Source organism: Pediococcus acidilactici (assembly GCA_024970065.1).
GTDB lineage: Bacteria > Bacillota > Bacilli > Lactobacillales > Lactobacillaceae > Pediococcus > Pediococcus acidilactici_A.
Genome location: CP103908.1, coordinates 528,034 through 545,803, shown reverse-complemented (window position 1 = coordinate 545,803; position 17,770 = coordinate 528,034). Strand labels below are relative to the sequence as shown.

17 protein-coding genes are annotated in these 17,770 nt (G+C 36.4%); 6 read left to right on the top strand and 11 right to left on the bottom strand.

Annotated features, from left to right (window positions below):
* Positions 1 to 442: 442 nt before the first annotated feature.
* Entirely contained in the window at positions 443 to 1,273 is an 831-nt protein-coding gene (locus NYR25_02475; protein UWF34298.1) for an AraC family transcriptional regulator, read from the bottom strand.
* Between the two features lie 224 nt (positions 1,274 to 1,497).
* Here NYR25_02475 and NYR25_02470 point away from each other — a divergent pair, with 224 nt between their 5' ends.
* From NYR25_02470 to NYR25_02455, 4 genes are all read left to right on the top strand, one after another.
* Positions 1,498 to 2,772: a PTS transporter subunit EIIC gene (locus NYR25_02470; GenBank protein UWF34297.1), complete on the top strand. Its 1,275-nt coding sequence runs from the start codon at positions 1,498 to 1,500 to the stop codon at positions 2,770 to 2,772.
* Between the two features lie 14 nt (positions 2,773 to 2,786).
* Positions 2,787 to 4,286, top strand: coding sequence for a glycoside hydrolase family 43 protein (locus NYR25_02465; GenBank protein ID UWF34296.1), 1,500 nt, complete (start codon positions 2,787 to 2,789; stop codon positions 4,284 to 4,286).
* Between the two features lie 199 nt (positions 4,287 to 4,485).
* Positions 4,486 to 5,232 carry a transposase family protein gene (locus NYR25_02460; protein UWF34295.1) on the top strand — a complete coding sequence of 249 codons (747 nt, stop codon included), beginning with the start codon at positions 4,486 to 4,488 and terminating at the stop codon, positions 5,230 to 5,232.
* A complete protein-coding gene (locus NYR25_02455; protein ID UWF34294.1) occupies positions 5,226 to 5,789 on the top strand; it encodes a transposase in 564 nt (187 codons plus the stop codon). The genes NYR25_02460 and NYR25_02455 overlap by 7 nt, the downstream gene beginning before the upstream one ends.
* Positions 5,790 to 5,847: 58 nt before the next feature.
* On the opposite strand, the gene NYR25_02450 is transcribed toward NYR25_02455, so the two are convergent.
* The 4 genes from NYR25_02450 to NYR25_02435 form a co-directional block, all read right to left on the bottom strand.
* Positions 5,848 to 6,396, bottom strand: a complete 549-nt coding sequence (locus NYR25_02450; protein ID UWF34293.1) for an RloB domain-containing protein — start codon at positions 6,394 to 6,396, stop codon at positions 5,848 to 5,850.
* A gap of 128 nt (positions 6,397 to 6,524) precedes the next feature.
* Entirely contained in the window at positions 6,525 to 7,916 is a 1,392-nt protein-coding gene (locus tag NYR25_02445; GenBank protein ID UWF34292.1) for an ATP-binding protein, read from the bottom strand.
* A gap of 659 nt (positions 7,917 to 8,575) precedes the next feature.
* On the bottom strand, positions 8,576 to 9,511 hold the full coding sequence (locus NYR25_02440; protein UWF34291.1) for an NADP-dependent oxidoreductase: 936 nt from the start codon (positions 9,509 to 9,511) through the stop codon (positions 8,576 to 8,578).
* A gap of 175 nt (positions 9,512 to 9,686) precedes the next feature.
* The gene (locus NYR25_02435; GenBank protein ID UWF34290.1) at positions 9,687 to 10,298 is read right to left on the bottom strand and encodes a hypothetical protein; all 612 of its coding nucleotides are present in this window, start codon (positions 10,296 to 10,298) and stop codon (positions 9,687 to 9,689) included.
* Between the two features lie 759 nt (positions 10,299 to 11,057).
* Between NYR25_02435 and NYR25_02430 the strand changes: the two genes are divergently transcribed.
* Positions 11,058 to 12,200: an ArgE/DapE family deacylase gene (locus NYR25_02430; protein UWF34289.1), complete on the top strand. Its 1,143-nt coding sequence runs from the start codon at positions 11,058 to 11,060 to the stop codon at positions 12,198 to 12,200.
* Between the two features lie 83 nt (positions 12,201 to 12,283).
* Here the strand turns inward: NYR25_02430 and NYR25_02425 are convergent, their stop codons facing one another.
* Positions 12,284 to 12,616 (bottom strand): hypothetical protein, encoded by a 333-nt coding sequence (locus NYR25_02425; GenBank protein ID UWF34288.1) that lies wholly within the window; start codon positions 12,614 to 12,616, stop codon positions 12,284 to 12,286.
* Between the two features lie 100 nt (positions 12,617 to 12,716).
* Positions 12,717 to 12,851, bottom strand: coding sequence for a hypothetical protein (locus NYR25_02420; GenBank protein UWF34287.1), 135 nt, complete (start codon positions 12,849 to 12,851; stop codon positions 12,717 to 12,719).
* Between the two features lie 553 nt (positions 12,852 to 13,404).
* Between NYR25_02420 and NYR25_02415 the strand changes: the two genes are divergently transcribed.
* A complete protein-coding gene (locus NYR25_02415) occupies positions 13,405 to 14,028 on the top strand; it encodes a MarC family protein (GenBank protein UWF34286.1) in 624 nt (207 codons plus the stop codon).
* A gap of 204 nt (positions 14,029 to 14,232) precedes the next feature.
* Here NYR25_02415 and NYR25_02410 read toward each other — a convergent pair whose 3' ends face one another.
* The 4 genes from NYR25_02410 to NYR25_02395 are packed head-to-tail and all read right to left on the bottom strand — an operon-like array spanning position 14,233 to position 17,769.
* Positions 14,233 to 14,706 carry a hypothetical protein gene (locus NYR25_02410; GenBank protein UWF34285.1) on the bottom strand — a complete coding sequence of 158 codons (474 nt, stop codon included), beginning with the start codon at positions 14,704 to 14,706 and terminating at the stop codon, positions 14,233 to 14,235.
* Between the two features lie 51 nt (positions 14,707 to 14,757).
* Positions 14,758 to 16,164, bottom strand: coding sequence for a Fe-S cluster assembly protein SufB (gene sufB / locus NYR25_02405; protein ID UWF34284.1), 1,407 nt, complete (start codon positions 16,162 to 16,164; stop codon positions 14,758 to 14,760).
* Positions 16,157 to 16,597, bottom strand: coding sequence for an SUF system NifU family Fe-S cluster assembly protein (locus NYR25_02400; protein UWF34283.1), 441 nt, complete (start codon positions 16,595 to 16,597; stop codon positions 16,157 to 16,159). Before NYR25_02400 ends, sufB begins: the two co-directional genes overlap by 8 nt.
* Positions 16,594 to 17,769 (bottom strand): cysteine desulfurase, encoded by a 1,176-nt coding sequence (locus NYR25_02395; GenBank protein UWF34282.1) that lies wholly within the window; start codon positions 17,767 to 17,769, stop codon positions 16,594 to 16,596. Before NYR25_02395 ends, NYR25_02400 begins: the two co-directional genes overlap by 4 nt.
* Between the last annotated feature and the right edge of the window lies 1 nt (position 17,770).

The window sequence follows — 17,770 nt, the reverse complement described above, 5'->3', positions numbered from 1 at the left end:
TTTCAAAATTTAATTCACCAACAATAGTTGACGAAAAGCCATTGTTTATTCAAAGACTATTTGTGATAAAAATGAGTAATTTTAAATTTTTAAAACACCTAAAAATTATTTTAGTGCTGATCAGTGTGCCGTGATTTATTTAAAGTTTGATCATTATTGAAATAATTTTGTGTGGCATATTGACACATGTGCCTCATTACTTTTCCACCAATAACGCCGTTGCCCGTCTTAAAATCTCAAGTTCTTTCTTAAATCGCTAATTCTTGTTGATTAGGGTTTGTTCATTAGCCGAAAGGAGTTTGATATTATTTAGATTAACCTGCTTAATTTACCTAATGCCAGTAAAAATACTAACATTATATTACTTAGCTAAAAATGCTGAATGATTAGTTATATGTAGCAGCCCAATGGACACTTTCTATTCAATTGTTATCATAAGAAGTCACAATAAATAATTACGAATCACTTGACTCGGGTGAAGCAAATGTTCGCTTCTAAATTCAGTAGGGGCCATTTTATAGTACTTTTTAAAAGCTCGTAAATAGGCATCTGCCGAACTAAATCCCACATTCAAAGCAATATTTTCAATGGAGTCATTATTTTCCAATAGTTTAACCAAAGATAAGTCCACACGTAGAGTATTAATGTAATCTTTGAACGATATCCCAATATTTTCATGAATTAAACGAGAAGTATATGCATAATTATATGAAAATTGTTCTGCAACATCTTTTAATGTAATTTCTTCTCTAATATGTTGTTTAATAAATTTAGTTAATTCAGTATTAAATTCTCGGTTACCCACTTCAGAAACAGGAACCATATACTTTTCACATAAAACACTTAACAGCTCCAATGATAGCGCATTCATTTTGATAATATTAAGTCCGGATAAATCATGATATAAATTCGTCATCCTTAACATTATATCAATCATCTTTTTGTCAGTCTGATAATTATTATTTCCAATTAACGAATCAAAGAGAAAACGATTATAGTAATCACCGTTAGTCCATTTCTTAACAAACTCATAATCAACTAATCCTAACGTATAAAAGCCATCATTAGTTACTCCCTCTAAAGAATGTGGTACATACGAATTAATTAATAAAAGTGTGTTGGGCTTTATTGAAAAAGAATTAGAATCAATGTGATAGATAATATCTGAGTCTAAATTATAAACAATTTCTAAATTTTCATGCCAATGTAACGGGTACGACCGTCCCTTCCAGGAACGTTTATATGGAATCATTTGAACAGGTAAATTATCCAATTCATTATTAAATTCATGTTTTAAAATTTTCTTTCACCTCTTTATGTAGAGTAACTCTTTAATACAAAAATTTATTATACTTATTCTAATTTAGAAATAAGTAATCCATCAAGTAAAATTGTACATGATCAAACGTAAAAAAAGCGGTTACATAAAATAAGAAACTGCATTAAAATTACTTTAATCATTAGCTAGTGAAATTCAAATATATGGGGTGTTTCTTTATGAAGACAAACATATCGAATTTATTTAATCGCTTAGATCCTTTTTTAAATAAACTTGGTCAAAACAACTATTTGCAAACACTTAGTAACGCAATGGTGGCTCTAATGGGGCCTCTTTTCATTGGATCAATGGCTATTCTTTTAAATGTTTTTCCCATTGATTCAGTTCAATCATTTGTAAAAAATATTAATCTTTCACCTATACTAAATGTTGCTAGTACATTTACCATAGGCGCTATGGCTCTTTATATAGTATTTTTAATGGCAAAGACGTTAGTACATACTTTTATGGGTAATGACGATGACGGAACTATGGCAGGTGTCATTGGATTAATGTGTTTCTTTTTTGTAACTCCTACGGGAACCTTGAAAAATGGCAGTATTTACTTAACTACTACTTGGACTGGTGCACAAGGCGTTTTTTCCGCAATAATTATTGGATTATTTATTGGTAGAATCTACGTTTTATTCAAGCAAAATAGTTGGACCATCAAAATGCCTGCAGGCGTACCGCCTATGGTTAGCCAAGTATTTGAATCGTTAATCCCTGCAATAGTACTTGGAACCTTCTTTATCATTGTCGCTTGGCTTTTTTCATTAACCTCTGTTGGCAGTATGCATCAATTTATTTACCAAGCTATCCAAACTCCATTAAAGCATATTGGTGGTAGCCTTGGTGCAATGATATTAGTCAGCATTCTACAACAATTACTTTGTTTTTTTGGATTACACGGCACAAATATACTCATGCCTATTATTCAGCCAATTTGGATGTCTATGGATATGGAAAACCTTACAGCATTCCAACATGGTCAACCTTTACCAAATATCATTGGACTAGTATTCTTCTATACAGTTACTTTTAGTGCCAGTCAAATAGGATTATGTATTTTAATGAACTTTTCAAAAAGCAAGCGTTATCGAAATCTAGGTCGCCTTACTATCATACCTTCACTTTTTGGTGTAAACGAGCCCACTATTTTCGGGCTTCCAATTGTAATGAATTTTAAATTAGCAATTCCACATCTATTCTTAAACTCATTAGAACTTATATTCTCTTATTTTCTAATTAAAGTAGGTATCGTTTCCAGATTCATGGGAACACAGGCAGTTTTTGGTTTACCCTTAGGATTTCACGCCGCAATTCAGGGAAGTATAAGTATTATCCTTCTTCAGCTCTTTCTATGCTTAATTGTACAACCTATTGCCTGGTATCCATTCTTTAAGTCACTGGAAAAGGAAGACTTAAAAATGCAAAGAGTTAATAATAGTTAAAAAGGGGAAAACACATGAAATATTCAAATCCCATTATCCGTGGCTTTAATCCTGATCCCAGTATTTGTTTTGATGGAACTTTTTACTACCTGGTTACATCAAGCTTTGAGTTCTATCCTGGACTCCCCATTTACCGAAGTAAAGACCTTGTTAATTGGGATCACATCGGTAATGTTTTAGAAAATCAGCAATCAGTAGATATTCACAATGTTAAAAACTCTCAAGGTTTATTTGCACCTACCATTCGTTATTATCAAGGTACTTTTTATGTAGTTTGCACCAATATTACACAAGGAAACTTCATAACTAAAACAAACGATCCTTCTCAAAAATGGTCAGAACCAGTATTTATCGATTGTCCAAATGGAATAGATCCTTCCCTTACTTTTTACGAGAATAAATGCTATATGCATTTAACTACATCTTCGAAAAACAGAGACTATTCGTCGATTATTCTATTTGAGATCAATCCTACTAATGGTAAAGTCTTATCCTCCTTTAAAACAATTAGTAATGGTTGTGGTGGTAAAGATGTTGAGGCACCACATATTTACTTTGCACATAATTATTTTTACTTAGTATTAGCAGAAAATGGCACTCGTGAAGGACATATGGTCACTATTCAACGCTCAAAAAATATTGGAGGACCTTACACAAGTTGTCCTAGTAATCCAATTCTAACAAATAGAAATAAGCGTGGAATTTTGCAAAATGTTGGTCATGCAGATTTCTTTCAAGATGTCAATAAAAATTGGTGGTGCGTAGCTTTAGCCTCACGTCAAATTCATCATCTCACTTTACTCGGACGTGAGACTATTCTATTACCTGTTAATTGGAACGGAATTTGGCCATTAGTGAATAACTCTTCCTACGCAACTATTGATGTAGAAACAAATTTAATTAGCTCTAAGCAACTATTACCAGAGTTATTATTACAAAATCAATTTACTGAAAAAAATATTCGGACGTTAGGTCTTTCCACAAATTTTTCTATCAAAAATAAGTCTCTGACACTGCAAAATCATAATGTTTCCATACAAACTCCTATTACAGAACCAATATCTTTTGTCTCTGTATCTCAAGCAGAATTTAACGTTATATTTACAACCACTTTAGACTTAACAAAACTAAGCAATGGCGATTTTGGTATGATTATCTACAAAGACGACCATCATTTTTTAAAAACATATATCTCAAAAAATGAAAAACTATGCTCAGCAAATATTAATGGTCTGTCTTTAGATATAGAGATTACTAAACCTAGTGTTAAAATTACTAAGACGGAATTAATTGAGTTCAAATTATGTGGAACTCAAGATCAGTATATTCTTTCAATTAACGATATTACTTCCGGCAAAAAGAACACTCTCACAAAAGTAACCATTGCTACTAATCACTTTACAAGTGAATTAGCAAATTACAGCTTTACCGGTGTGCAATTAGGACTTTTTTCAAAATCAAAAATTGGTGAGACAAACTTTGATAAAGTTGAACTCATTTACAACAAATTTTAATACTAATACCTTTCTTTCAGATACTACAAAAATCACCTTATAAATTATAAGGTAAAACACCCTAAGGGAACTAGATTTTATATCTAACTTTCTTATGGTGTTTTACATTTATCGGGCTCTACAATAACCAGTGTTGATGGACAATAAAAAAGGACATATCCTCATCCTTAGTGCTACAATCATGTCGACGAAAACCTAATTGAAAGCAGATGATAATACGTCCCATACTGTCATTATACAAGATAATGTCCTTAAAAGTGATTCCAATATTAAAATTTTAAAGGTGCTGGAAGAATCTAAAATATTTCGTATTATTGGTAAGTTAACCTATCGGTTAACTACCTGTAGCTATTGCCATCAACACAGCATGGTAAAAAACGGTCTTAAAACAGTCTACATACGCGATATTCCGTTCAACAATAAACCCGTTATTATTCAATTAGCCAAACAACGCTTTCTATGTTGTGCTTGCCATCACTTTATTATTGCCCAAACTAAGTTAGTAGATAAACATGCCCAAATATCCAAACGCTTAAGAATAACTATTATTGCTAAGTTAGTTAAAGACACTTCTGTAAAAAATATTGCTCAAGATCTAAATTTATCCCCCAACACAATTAATAGACAAATTACCAAGATTCATAACGAGTTTATTCATCCATTTGGAACCTTACCTGAACATCTATCATTTGACGAAGTACGTACTACCAATCATCAAATGAGTTTTTTGGCTATAAATGCCGAAAATGGGAATATTATTTCTTTACTGCCAAATCGTATTTCTAAAAATATCATTGATCACTTCGAACGATGCTATAGCTTATCCAGCCGTAAGGCTGTTAAATCAGTTGTTCTTGACTTCAATTCTAGTTATCACATTTTTATTAAACGACTTTTTCTAATGCTCAAATTATTGCCGATCGATTCCATCTTATTCAAATGTTAAATCGTGTAACTACTCAAGTTAGAATCGCTACTATGCGCCAATTCCAATGGAACTCTAGAGAATATCGGCTTTTAAAATACTATTGGCATTTATATTTAAAACCATTCAATCAGCTAGAATCGAAAAATCCTACTTGGAAATCACATTTAAAAGATCGTTTAACTTCTGAGCAAGTTGTTTCCGAGGGTATTAGTACTAATTCAGATTTTTCTGAAGTCTACTTTGCTGTTCAATCCATCGCTGATGCCATTCGGCATCAAGATAAAGAAAAATTGTTACAGCTGCTTAGAGCCAAGACTACTAATCCATATCTTCGTACACTACTTAATACTTTTAAAACACGCGTTAAATCAATCGTATATGCTCTATATTCACCATTATCAAATTGTCGTATTGAAGGCACTATTCGTAAAATCAAACAAATTCGACGCACAACTTATGGATATAGAAATTGGCAGCACTTGAGAGATTGTATATATATATGGAATTTATATTTAAAACTAAAAAAAGAAAACCAATCCGTAAATGAATTGATTTTCTTCATCAACACTTGTTGACTTAGAACCCTTAAAATTCCTATTGTATAGCATTATCGTTTTTTTTGCCCATTCGTTTTTATACAATTTTTTCATTTAATTCATCAACTAATATGTCAACAAAAGTTGCTTGTTGTGTACATTTCTTAAAAAAGTTTTGAATGCTTTCTACTTTTTCGAAATCTATTAGCGTTAGTTTTTGTGCATTACGAGATAGTTTACTATTCCTACTTGCTTGTTTACACGACTTAAATAAAAAATCTGTCTTCTCTTTATACCATTGTTTTTCTTTTTGATAGGTCTCATGCACATCTTTATTTAATTCTTCCTGTGTGGAAAAGGGTTTCATATACGGTCTTTCTTTATGCATACACATCCACACTTCCCAGCAACGAGATGACAGAATAAATTTGACTTTTTTATTTTTTTCTTTCATTCTTTTATATTCTTCATATATTTGTTTAGACCTAATAACAATTTCTTTTGGAGATGGATTAGCACCGAGATCAGCATCCAAAATAACGAAAAATAAATCTTGACTATCTTTATTTTTTCTCTCGTTCCTTAGTTGTTTAATAAAATCACTTTTTTGCCTATACGTGTACATTTTTAATTGCCAGTTAGCCATACTTAAACGTCTCTTAAATAGAAAATCAAAATAGTTTATCTCACATGACACTCCTCTACGTTTCGAACTTTTTGCAGAATCTTCTGGGACGAAAATATGTATAATAGGGTTTACACACCTTTTAGCCATTAAAAGAACACCTCGGGTATCGCACCGAATCTACCTTCCAAATAAAGGTTAATCCAACTATGATTATTATAGGTAATTCCTTTAAAGTCACTTAATGAGTACATGTTAGATTCCTGCTTTTTTCTACTTTTTTCAACAAAGTTAATCTGCTCCATGGCCCAATCCTTGGGATTTAGAAGCAACGGATTTTGCGTCGTAATAATAAATTGTGAAAATTCATTATTATTTTCTGGTTTAAACTTCTCTAAAATTGCTTCTTGTATTTTTAAATGATATTTACTGTCAAATTCATCTTTTATAAATAAATGGTTATTTAATAATGCGTTCGATAATTTAAGTGATTCGCCTATAAAGCGTTTCGTCCCGCTGGATTCAACTTTTAACGGAAAATATTCTTTCTTTGTGCCTGCTTTATGCAAAGTTTCAACAACTAAAAATTTTTGTTTTTTTAACATATCAACCAGTTTAGTTCTATTAACTAACCCTTCACCATCCTCATCTGATGTGAAATCATCTTCTTTGGCCGCAAGGGTACTTAAAAATTCACCAGTTAAATCATGTATCTTAAAATTAGAAATTGAAAAATCAAAATCATTTAGCGTTTCTAAAATGCGTTCTTTAAATTTTGAATCTTTCTGTATTTTTTTTATAAATTCATCTGACTCACCTTCTCTATTTTTAACTAACGAGAAGCCATCTGCAATTTCATTATAAACTTGAGCTATCAATGCATACTCATAAGAATCAATTTCAGTCTTATAAAATTCAGCATTAATATCATTCAATAAATAAAAGAATAAAGAGTTGAATTTTATATTTTCTTGAGAAATTTTTTTTAGTATATTTTCTATTTCTTTAGAACTTTCTTCAAAATTGATTTCACTACTATCGCGTTTAAATAAATTAATTTGTGCAGATAAATTTGTTTTTTGTACTTTTTGGTAGCTTAACCTTTCAGAAAGTACAATATTTGATCTAACGTCATACTGTAGAACGTATTTCACTTTTGAACTCCGTAGTTTCCCTTTAAATTTAAAAGGTATAATGAAGTTCACTTCAAAATTGGCCGCAGGGTCTATTTTTTTTTCTGATAAAAGGAAAGGATAAATATTTATACTACTCTGACTACTACTGGCAGTTTTAAATTCTTGGTTAGACGCTATCAAATCATGAATAAACTGGAAGCCCTTAAGAAAGTTAGATTTACCGGAAGCATTTGATCCATATATAAATGCTCCGTTTAATATAACTCTCTTTCTTCCCTCAATATTATGATATGTATAAATTGTATTATCGTGTAAACGTTCAGCTCTATTTATTGGAAAGTCTAAATGCAAAGTAATTGGTTCATTTATAGAGTAGAAATTAGATATTTTGACTGATGATAACATTATCAAACCACCCTTTCAAATAGATGTTCTATTAATAATACCACATTCCGTCTAATTCAACGTAACTATAACGTTAACGATTCTGTAAACTAGTCTGTTAAGCTATAATTTTTATTTAATTTACTTAAAGTGCTTAACGTTGCACCTATAATTACATACCTTTGTTTTAAAACATCAAAAAAATAAATCCTTGGAAAATATTGTAGTTAATTTTTTTATTGTTCAAAGTACGAATTTTCTGGTCATTACTTTAACTCGTATTTATTCTAATACTATACAGTGTGTTCAGAATGTTATATATGTTGCTTACTTACCTCATAAGGTTATCTAATTGGCGCGCGTGTACTTCTCCTTTAATACCAAAAATGAATAATTTTATTACTCTGTTACTAACTCTTTAAAACAATTTTCCCATTAAGTATAAATTATTATTTAAAACTGAACTAACGAGAATATACCTTAGAAATTCAAAAAACACATACAATCCCTCAACTCGTCTTAATCATATACTACCTCTAAAAGCAGAAAATAATCCTAGGTAGTTTTAGAAAAAATAGGTCCATTTTATTTATAAAAATACTAAAAAGTAAGCAAAATGATTTGATATTAGTATTCTAGTTTTTCGAATTCATTAATAATAAATAGTTGTAGTTAAGCTTTTACCCCACGTTAATAACAATCTTCCCCCGCGCATGGTTCGTTTGGCTACGTTCGTGTGCGGCTCGAAGACCATCTTCCGTAAGCGGGAACGTGCTATCAATGATCACCTTAACTTCGCCCTTTGCCACTAAATCACCTAATTCGGCTAACTGTTTGCCATTAGGTTGGAGCCACCAGGCCGTTGCTGAAGGATGCGCTTCTTGTTGCTGTTGGGTAGGATGTCCGGCAATCGTCACTAACTTACCAGTTGGTTTCAAAATTGCTAAGCCTTCATCTGAAGCATTAATTGTGTCAAAAACGGCGTCGTAATCTTGAAGGACGTCTTCGATCTTGTGTTCATGGTAGTCGATCACTTCATCAGCCCCTAAGCCCTTCAAAAATTCCGCGTTTTTAGCACTGGCAGTAGTGGCCACGTAAGCACCTAAATGTTTAGCAATTTGGATCGCAAAAATACCCACGCCGCCGGCTCCGGCTTGAATTAAAACTTTGTCGCCCTTTTGCACCTTTAAACGGTCTACGATTACCTGCCATGCGGTGAGCCCCGCCAATGGGATTGCCGCTGCTTCTTCAAACGAGACGTTGGCTGGCTTCAGCGCTAGTTTATCTTCCTTAACCGCCGCGTATTCCGCGTAGGTTCCCTTCGTCCCATCTTCATAGATGTCAGGACGGGCAAATACTTCGTCGCCAACTTTAAAATCCTTAACGTCCTTACCAACTTTGGTAATCACGCCCGAAAGGTCCCATCCCAAAACCACTGGAAATTGCCAATCGTACATTTGCTTCAAAAGCCCCATACGCGCTTTCCAGTCAATTGGGTTAATGCTAGTATTCTTGATCTTAACTAAAACTTCGTCGTTCGCAATTTGCGGAATCGCTAATTCCTCTTCGTGAAGTTGGTTAACGTCCCCGTATTCTCTAATCGTAATTGCTTTCATCGTCATTCCTCCTCAGCGAGTGTAACTTATTTTTTTAGGTATGTTTTACATTGTACCTCTTGTAAAAAGTAAGTTGTATAGAAAATGCTCAAAAGTATATGATGACAACAATCTATTATCGTGGGCAAACAATTCTAATCCCTCAATTCAACAAGATGACAAATAAGAAAGTTAGTTAAATATCAAGTTTATAATCAGGCGCAGCTAGCCCCCATTTAAACAGCTTCTTCATATAATCATCATGTCTACTTAAACGTCCGTTAATATTTCTATACCAACCATGACCATTTTGATCTGTAAATAAAATAGAAACTGCTGGTCGTTCTCCACCTGAAGCACTACCTTGAGTAGGCAATTTAAGTTCGGTTATACCGTTAGGTACGTTTTGTTTCCATACAAAATATCTGTCCGTAACTTTAGTTCGCATGTTTTCAAATGCACTCTTAATGTCCTCAAAATTACCTTCTCCCCTATTACTAGTTGAAAAAATAAAAACATTATAAATTGGCAAATCTGATTGGTTAGAAATCTTCACACGATATAAAACGTTATTCCTAACGCCCACATCAGTCATCTTTACTTCACCATTAAGCCAGACACCTACTTTATTGGATTGTTCTTTCAATCTATCTTCTTTTTCTTGCTTATATTTTGTCTTTATAATTTCAAAATTTTTATCTGACTCAATTTTATTATGATATGAAAAATAAACATTAAAAAATAGTCCTAAAACAGTGGCAATGCCCGTTAGAATTTGTATCCATTGTTGTATTTTCATTTTGTCCAATTAAAAACCTCCAACTTCACTTAAGATAGACACCATAGAAATTATGAATGATTTAAATAGTTGATGTAAAAATCCAAATATAAATATTATTAATTTCTACAACAATATATATTAAGACTTCTTCTGCTTAGAATTTAATTGTTATATTTAATTTAGAAATAACAAGCTCGTTCTAAAATATACCCGCATATTTAGTTTACATTTTAATCCTGTATTCAACAATTCGCCTGTTAAATTTAACCACACAAACTGCTAAAAATATTGAGGAAGGAAAATTATATTATCATCTAAAAATATAAAGAGTTTTAAGAACAGCAAAATAAAAACAACGCCGAACCAATCAACAATACCTTTTAAATCAACATATGAGTAACTATAACTACTATGAATTTTTTGTTATTTAGTTGTGTAAGTGCAAGTTATTTGTTTAATGTACGTTTTACATTTCATTATCTACAAGAAGTACGTTTATGATGAAGGCTCATCCAAGTAATGATCAAGCTCATATCACTTTTTCATTACTCTACATTAACACGGCTTTTCAAAGGGATTAAATACATAAAATTAAGACCATTAAAAGGGTTAGTTTTGGTTTCCAAAGTTTCCTTGAACTTAGAATTAGAATACTCTACGTTTTCTGTCAAACATCAGTCTAGAGTATATGATTTTTGGACATATTTATCATATTTTTAAAAGTAGATTTTTACATTAGAAAGTAGTAATCTTTTCCAATAATAAAGGGAAAGGTGTGATAAAAATATGCTTTCAGAAAATCAAGAATATTTAAAAATTTTAGCTGATTTAATTAAAATTAAGTCCGTTAATGACCACGAATTAGAGGTCGCAGAATATCTAAAAGATTTATTCCAGAAAAATGATATTCACTCCGAAATTCTCCCGCTTAAAGGTCAACGTGCTAATTTAGTTGCTGAAATCGGTAGTGGTGCTCCCGTCCTCGCCGTTTCGGGGCACATGGACGTTGTTGATCCCGGAAATTTAGCAGCGTGGGATAGCGATCCATTTACGATGACTGAAAAAGATGGCAAGCTCTTTGGTAGAGGAATTACAGATATGAAGGCTGGTTTAGCGGCTTTAGTAATCGCCATGATTGAATTGAAAAAACAAGGATTACCTAAAAAAGGCACCATCCGCTTGCTTGCAACTGCCGGAGAAGAAGTTGGTGAAGAAGGTTCCGCAGCCTTTTACCGTGACCACTATATGGAAGACGCGGACGGTTTGCTGATCGCCGAACCTTCCTCAACTTACGGCACTACTTCCGAACAAAAGGGTTCTTTTGATATTAAATTTACTTCTAAGGGTACTTCTGTGCATAGTTCGACACCTGAAAAGGGTTATAACGCCCTAGTTCCTTTGATGCAACTACTAAATGAAGCTAACGAATATTTTGAAACAATCCCTGCTGGAGAAATGGGCCCGGTAAGATTCAACATTGATGTTTTAAATGGTGGAAATCAGATTAATTCCATCCCTGATTCAGCCACGGCCTTAATCAATGTTCGGACCATTCCAGAATATGATAATGACCAAGTAGCCAAGAAGATTGAAACATTGGTTAAAACCTATAATGACGCCGGCGCACAAATTAGCACGGAAACAATCATGAATGAGTTCCCAATTGCGACGAGTCCTTCAAACCAATTAGTTAAAACTATTCAATCAATCGGTAAGGAATACGCTGGACGTGAGATTGTCGTAGCTGCTAGCCCGGGGATTACCGATGCTTCTAACTTAGCAAAGGATAAACCAAACGATTTTCCTTTTGCAGTATATGGCCCAGGTGACGGCTCACAACATCAAGTAAATGAAAGTTTACCTAAAAAGATGTACTTTGATTTCATTGAAATCTACCAAAAATTGTTTATGAAATTCCTTGAAAAATAATATTATTTGAAGTTGGAGCTCCGTTTAGTTTCCAAATAAAAAAGTTCTAATCGCCAAGCGGTTAGAACTTTTTTATTATCATCCTATTCTTCATTCAGCGCATCCTTAAACCGCGCCTTCAATTTATCCTCACTATATTTAAGCAACGTTTCTGGGGCGATATCAAATTTACTACTAATAATTAATAGTTGGTCCAAAACGTCGGCAAGTTCTTCCGTAAGGTTGTCGCGCAGCTGCTCCGCGTTGGGCTGCGGTTCCCCAGGATGGTCCCGGCCAATTTTGATGGCCCGAATTGCTCGTGACAACTCCCCCACTTCTTCAGTTAAAAAATTAAGGCGCACAAACGGGGAAAGCTGATACCAATTCCGTTTTTGATAAAAATTAACTAGCCATTCTTGATGTTGATTAACTCGCAAAATCCTGCCTCCCTAAAAAATGTTGCATCTAGCATAGCATAACTTTGATTGGGGTGGTGGATTAAGGGATGGATTGCATAGTAAAAATCTAATTCCATGATTAGATTCCCAATTCCCTTTTCAACGCTTCGCTAGCAACCCGCGATACGTTAATATTTTGTTCTTTAGCCATTTCGTTCGAGTATTCTGGAACGGTAATCGTCTTTTTAACGGTTTTAGAATTCTTTTTAGCCATTTGCTCATATCACCGGTAATGTAAACTAACCGATCATTTTTATTTAACTTCCAATTACATCGTAGAATGGGTGTTTGCCTGCGTTAATCATGGAAAGAATTTCAAGTTTGACGGTGTTTCCTTAATCACCTTTAAAGCTTTACAAATTGCCGAAATCAAGGAATTTGAAAGCAAACATTCTCATTATCGTCCTTATCAATAAGTAAAAGAGGCTGTGACAAAAGGCTCTAAATAAAAAACGGTTCATGAAGTGAAACTTCATCATGAATCGTTTTTATTTTGCGTTTTGACTTCAATAGAGCCAAAACGTGCGTCAAAAGTCAGTTTGTTCCGCTTAACCAAAAATTGACATCATGTCCAATTCAGGCATAATAGTCAATTTTCAGTTAATGCTCGCAAACTACTCAACTTTTGTCCCACTCTCTTTTACTTTCTCTACGTCATTATCCTTCATTCTTCTCCCGAAAAATCACCAAACTTGGCATTTCCCCACCTAACCCATATAATTAAAAAACAATCATTGCATTGAAAACGTTTAACAAGGAGGACGACCATGCATTTAGTTCAAGCATTTTTACTTTCATTCACCGCATTTTTTGCAATTATGAACCCCTTTGCTAACTTGCCGATGTTCGTCAGTTTGACTGCTGATAACAGTCGCAAGGAAATCAACGCGATTGCCCGGCTGGCTTTTATCGTGGCGACCGTCATCGTAGTGTTGTTTGCCTTTCTCGGAAATTACATCTTCACCATTTTTGGCATCAACCTTGCCGCGCTTCGCATCATGGGCGGGATCATTTTGGGATTGATTGGTTACCACATGATTCAAGGTAACGTTTCGCCGATCCAGCACGATCCCGAGAAATCCGTTAAGGATTCCGTCAACAGTAGTAACACCAACGTCGCGATTTCTCCGCTAGCCATGCCAATTTTGGCCGGCCCTGGAACCATTGCTACCACCATGAACTTGGCTAGTGGAACCAACCCCTTCATCGTCGTGGCCGCGTTCGTTGTTTTAGCAGTCATTGCCTACTTCATTTTTATCTACGGTGAACAAATCATGGACAAGCTGGGCAACAACATCATGAACGTGATCACCAAGTTAATGGGGCTGATTTTAGCAACCATCGGCGTCAAAATGCTGATTGTGGGTGTGCAAGCCGCCTTCCATCTTTAAGATAAAAAACAATACAAAGGGTCAACGCATTTTTTCAATACTAGTTTATAAGTAAAAAAGAATGAACCTAATTATGTTCATTCTTTTTTGGTTTATTAAGATAACCCAATAAAGCGTGTATTGTTGTTGACAAGCAACATTTAGTATTACGTAAGTACGTTTTAATACTTTTATCTTAAACAAATTCACAAAATTTTAAATACATTATTTTTTATTATAAGCCTCACCAAAATTACTGATATAGTCAGCTGTAATTTTTGTTAAAGGCTCTCCAATAGCTTTTTTATAATTATAACCTAATAATTGAAGAGTTCTTAACGTGTCTGCATTCAACAAATTAACTAAAGTATCTAAAGAATTTTCACTACTTTCATCATTTTCCTTGTCTGAAAAATCCTTAACTACTTGTATTACATTAACCACAGTATTATGCAAACTTTCAATATCTTCATCACTTATAACTACTCTTTCCAACCTTGACTTATATTCTCTAGATATGCGTTCCAGATCATTTTTATTACCTAATAAATCATTTATCAATTGATCATACTCTGTTATTTGCTTTCTTAAGTCATGATTCGTCTTAATTTGCCTAATTTTACCTGAAATTCTATCTACAGTCACTTCAGTTGTAGCCTTAATAAAGGCTTCGTTTAAGCTTTTAATATTATCATCCATAATTGTCAGCATTCCTCTCATAATTTGATCTGAACAAATGGCTCAGTTTGTTTATCCAATGCTGCCCTCCATCTGAAACTTAATCAACCGGTCTAATTCCACGGCGTATTCCATTGGTAATTGCTTAGTGAAGGGCTCCAAAAATCCCATAATAATTAACTGGGAGGCGGTCGCTTCGTCTAATCCCCGACTCTTCAAGTAGTACAGTTGGGCTTCAGAGATTTTCAAAACGTGGGCCTCGTGTTCAATCGTGCCGTCGCTCGTTTCGATGTCGTTAACCGGGAAAGTATCGCTGGCACTGTCTTGGTCCATCAAAATCGTATCGCACTCTACGTGGGACTTAGCCCGTTTGGCCGCCTTAGTGTACTTAATCAATCCCCGGTAGTCCGCCCGACCGCCGTTATGGCAGATTGCTTTTGAAACAATCGTGCTGTGGGTATTCGGCGCTAAATGGATCATCTTGGCGCCGGTATCCTGGTGCATGTTGGCACCCGCCGCCGCAATCGACAGCATTGAACCGGTGGCGCCCGCGCCCGTTAGGTAAATGCTGGGGTATTTCATGGTGACCTTTGAGCCTAAATTGCCGTCGACCCATTCCATGGTGCTATTTGCTTCGGCCTGGGCCCGCTTGGTTTCTAAGCTGTACACGTTCGTTGACCAATTTTGAATCGTTGTGTAGCAACAATAGGCATCCTTTTTAACGAACACTTCTACAACCGCGGCGTGCAGACTATCCTCCGCGTAATTCGGTGCGGTGCATCCCTCAACGTAGTTAACGCTGCCGCCTTCGTCGACGATAATTAGGGTTCGTTCAAACTGGCCCGTCCGACCCGCGTTAATTCGGAAGTAGCTTTGGATCGGCACGTCGGCATGCACATTTTTCGGCACATATAAAAAAGTTCCGCCCGACCAAACGGCGGTATTCAAGGCGGCAAACTTATTATCGCTTGCGGCAATTAATTTACCAAAGTACTGTCGGACTAGTTCCGGATGCTGTTTCAAAGCTGAATCAGTATCCATAAAAATGATTCCCTGACTTTCTAAGTCCTGTTTAAGGTTGTGGTAAACCGCTTCGGATTCATACTGTGCCGCCGAACCGGCTAAGTACTTTCGTTCGGCTTCTGGAACCCCAATTCGTTCAAAGGTAGTCTTGATTTCGTCGGGCACGTCCTCCCAGTTGCGAGCAATGTGATCCGTTGCCCGCTGGAAGTATTTAATTTCGTTCAAATCAATCTCACTAAGGTCTGGCCCAAAGCTCGGCATGGGCATGGATTGGTAAATTTGGTAGGCCTGTAACCGCAAGTCTAGCATCCATTGGGGCTCTTGCTTCGCCCGCGAAATGGCCTGGATGGTTTCCTCGTTAATCCCGACCCCGGTTGAAAAGACCGGCTGGACGTCATCCATCGGTCCCCATTCGTCCTTAAAATTTCCTGGTTGCGTTGGACTGACTTCATCCATCAAAAACTTCCCCCTTCTCCTTTAAACCTTCTGCGAGTGCATGCCACGCTAAGGTACCGCACCGCACCCGCGTCGGAAACTGGTGCAAACTAGCAAAAGCTGCTAAATCCCCCAGCTGATCGGAATCACAATCCTTTTGTAACACTAAATTTTGGAAATTTTCCCAGAGTTTGCGGGCATCCGCTAACGTGCGGCCGTTTAATTGCGCAACCATCATACTTGCCGATGCCATGCTGATCACACAGCCCGTCCCCGTGAAACCCAGTTGCTGGATTCGTTGTGCGTCAACTTCGGCATAAACCGTAATCTCGTCGCCACATTCGGGATTGCGCAACGCCCCGACACAATTTGCGTGGAGTACTTTTCCATAGCCCACCGGGTTTTTAGCGTGATTCAAAATAATTTTTTGGTATAACTCTTGTAAATTGTTCATGATAAAATTCGTCCCACTTGTTCTACCGCGTCCACTAAGCGTTGCAGATCGGCAACCTGATTTTCAAAGGTAAAGCTCGCCCGCACGACGCTACTAACGTTCAAAGCCTGCATTAATGGTTCCGCACACAGGTGTCCGGCGCGCACGGCCACTCCCGAAGCATCTAAAATGGTGGCCACGTCATGGGCGTGGTGTTTACCGACGTTAAAGCTAACCACTCCCACCCGTTGTTGATAATCTAACGGGCCGTAAATTTTAACTTCCGGCACTTCCTGGAGTTCGGTAAGCAAAAACTGCATTAAGCGTGCTTCATGCTTTTGGATAGCGGTAAAGTCCTGTTTTTCCAGATACTTCACGGCCGCTCCTAGCCCTAATACGCCAGCAACGTTGGGGGTCCCTGCTTCTAAACGGATTGGTAACGGCTGAAAAGTTGCCGAAGTTGGCGTAACCAAGTCCACCATTTCGCCGCCAAAACGGACCGGTTCCATCTCCTCTAACTGAGCTAGCTTGCCATAGAGCACCCCAATCCCCGTGGGACCAAACATTTTATGCCCGGAGAACGCGAGAAAATCAGCGTCCATGGCGGTAACGTCAATTGACAAATGGGCGACCGCTTGGGCAGCGTCCACAACTAAGACTCCATCATACTGATGGACTAGTTGGGCAACCTTTGCCACGTCAACCACCGTCCCCAGCACGTTGGAAACCATCGTAAGCGCAACTACCTTGGTATGCGTATTGATAAGCTCTGCTAATTGAGCATAATCCAAGTTACCTTGCGATTCCATTCCCACCATTCGCAGGCGTGCCCCAGTTTGGGCAGCCACCCGTTGCCAAGGCACTAGGTTAGAATGGTGTTCGAGTACACTGACGATAATTTCGTCACCCGGCTGCAACCGCGGCTGTGCATAGCCGAAGGCAACCTGGTTTAACGCGTCGGTAGTCCCGCTAGTAAAAACGACCGACTCTGGTTGGGGAGCATGCAGCCACTGGGCGATTTGTTCGCGAACCGCTTCATAAGCGCTAGTGACCCGGCCCGCAAGCTGATAAATTCCCCGATGGACGTTAACCTTGTTAAACCGGTAATACTCGTCAATTACCGCTAAAACTTCCTCTGGCATGGGGGTGGTCGCCGCGTTGTCCAAATAAGTTAAGCCTTGGTAATCCGTCATC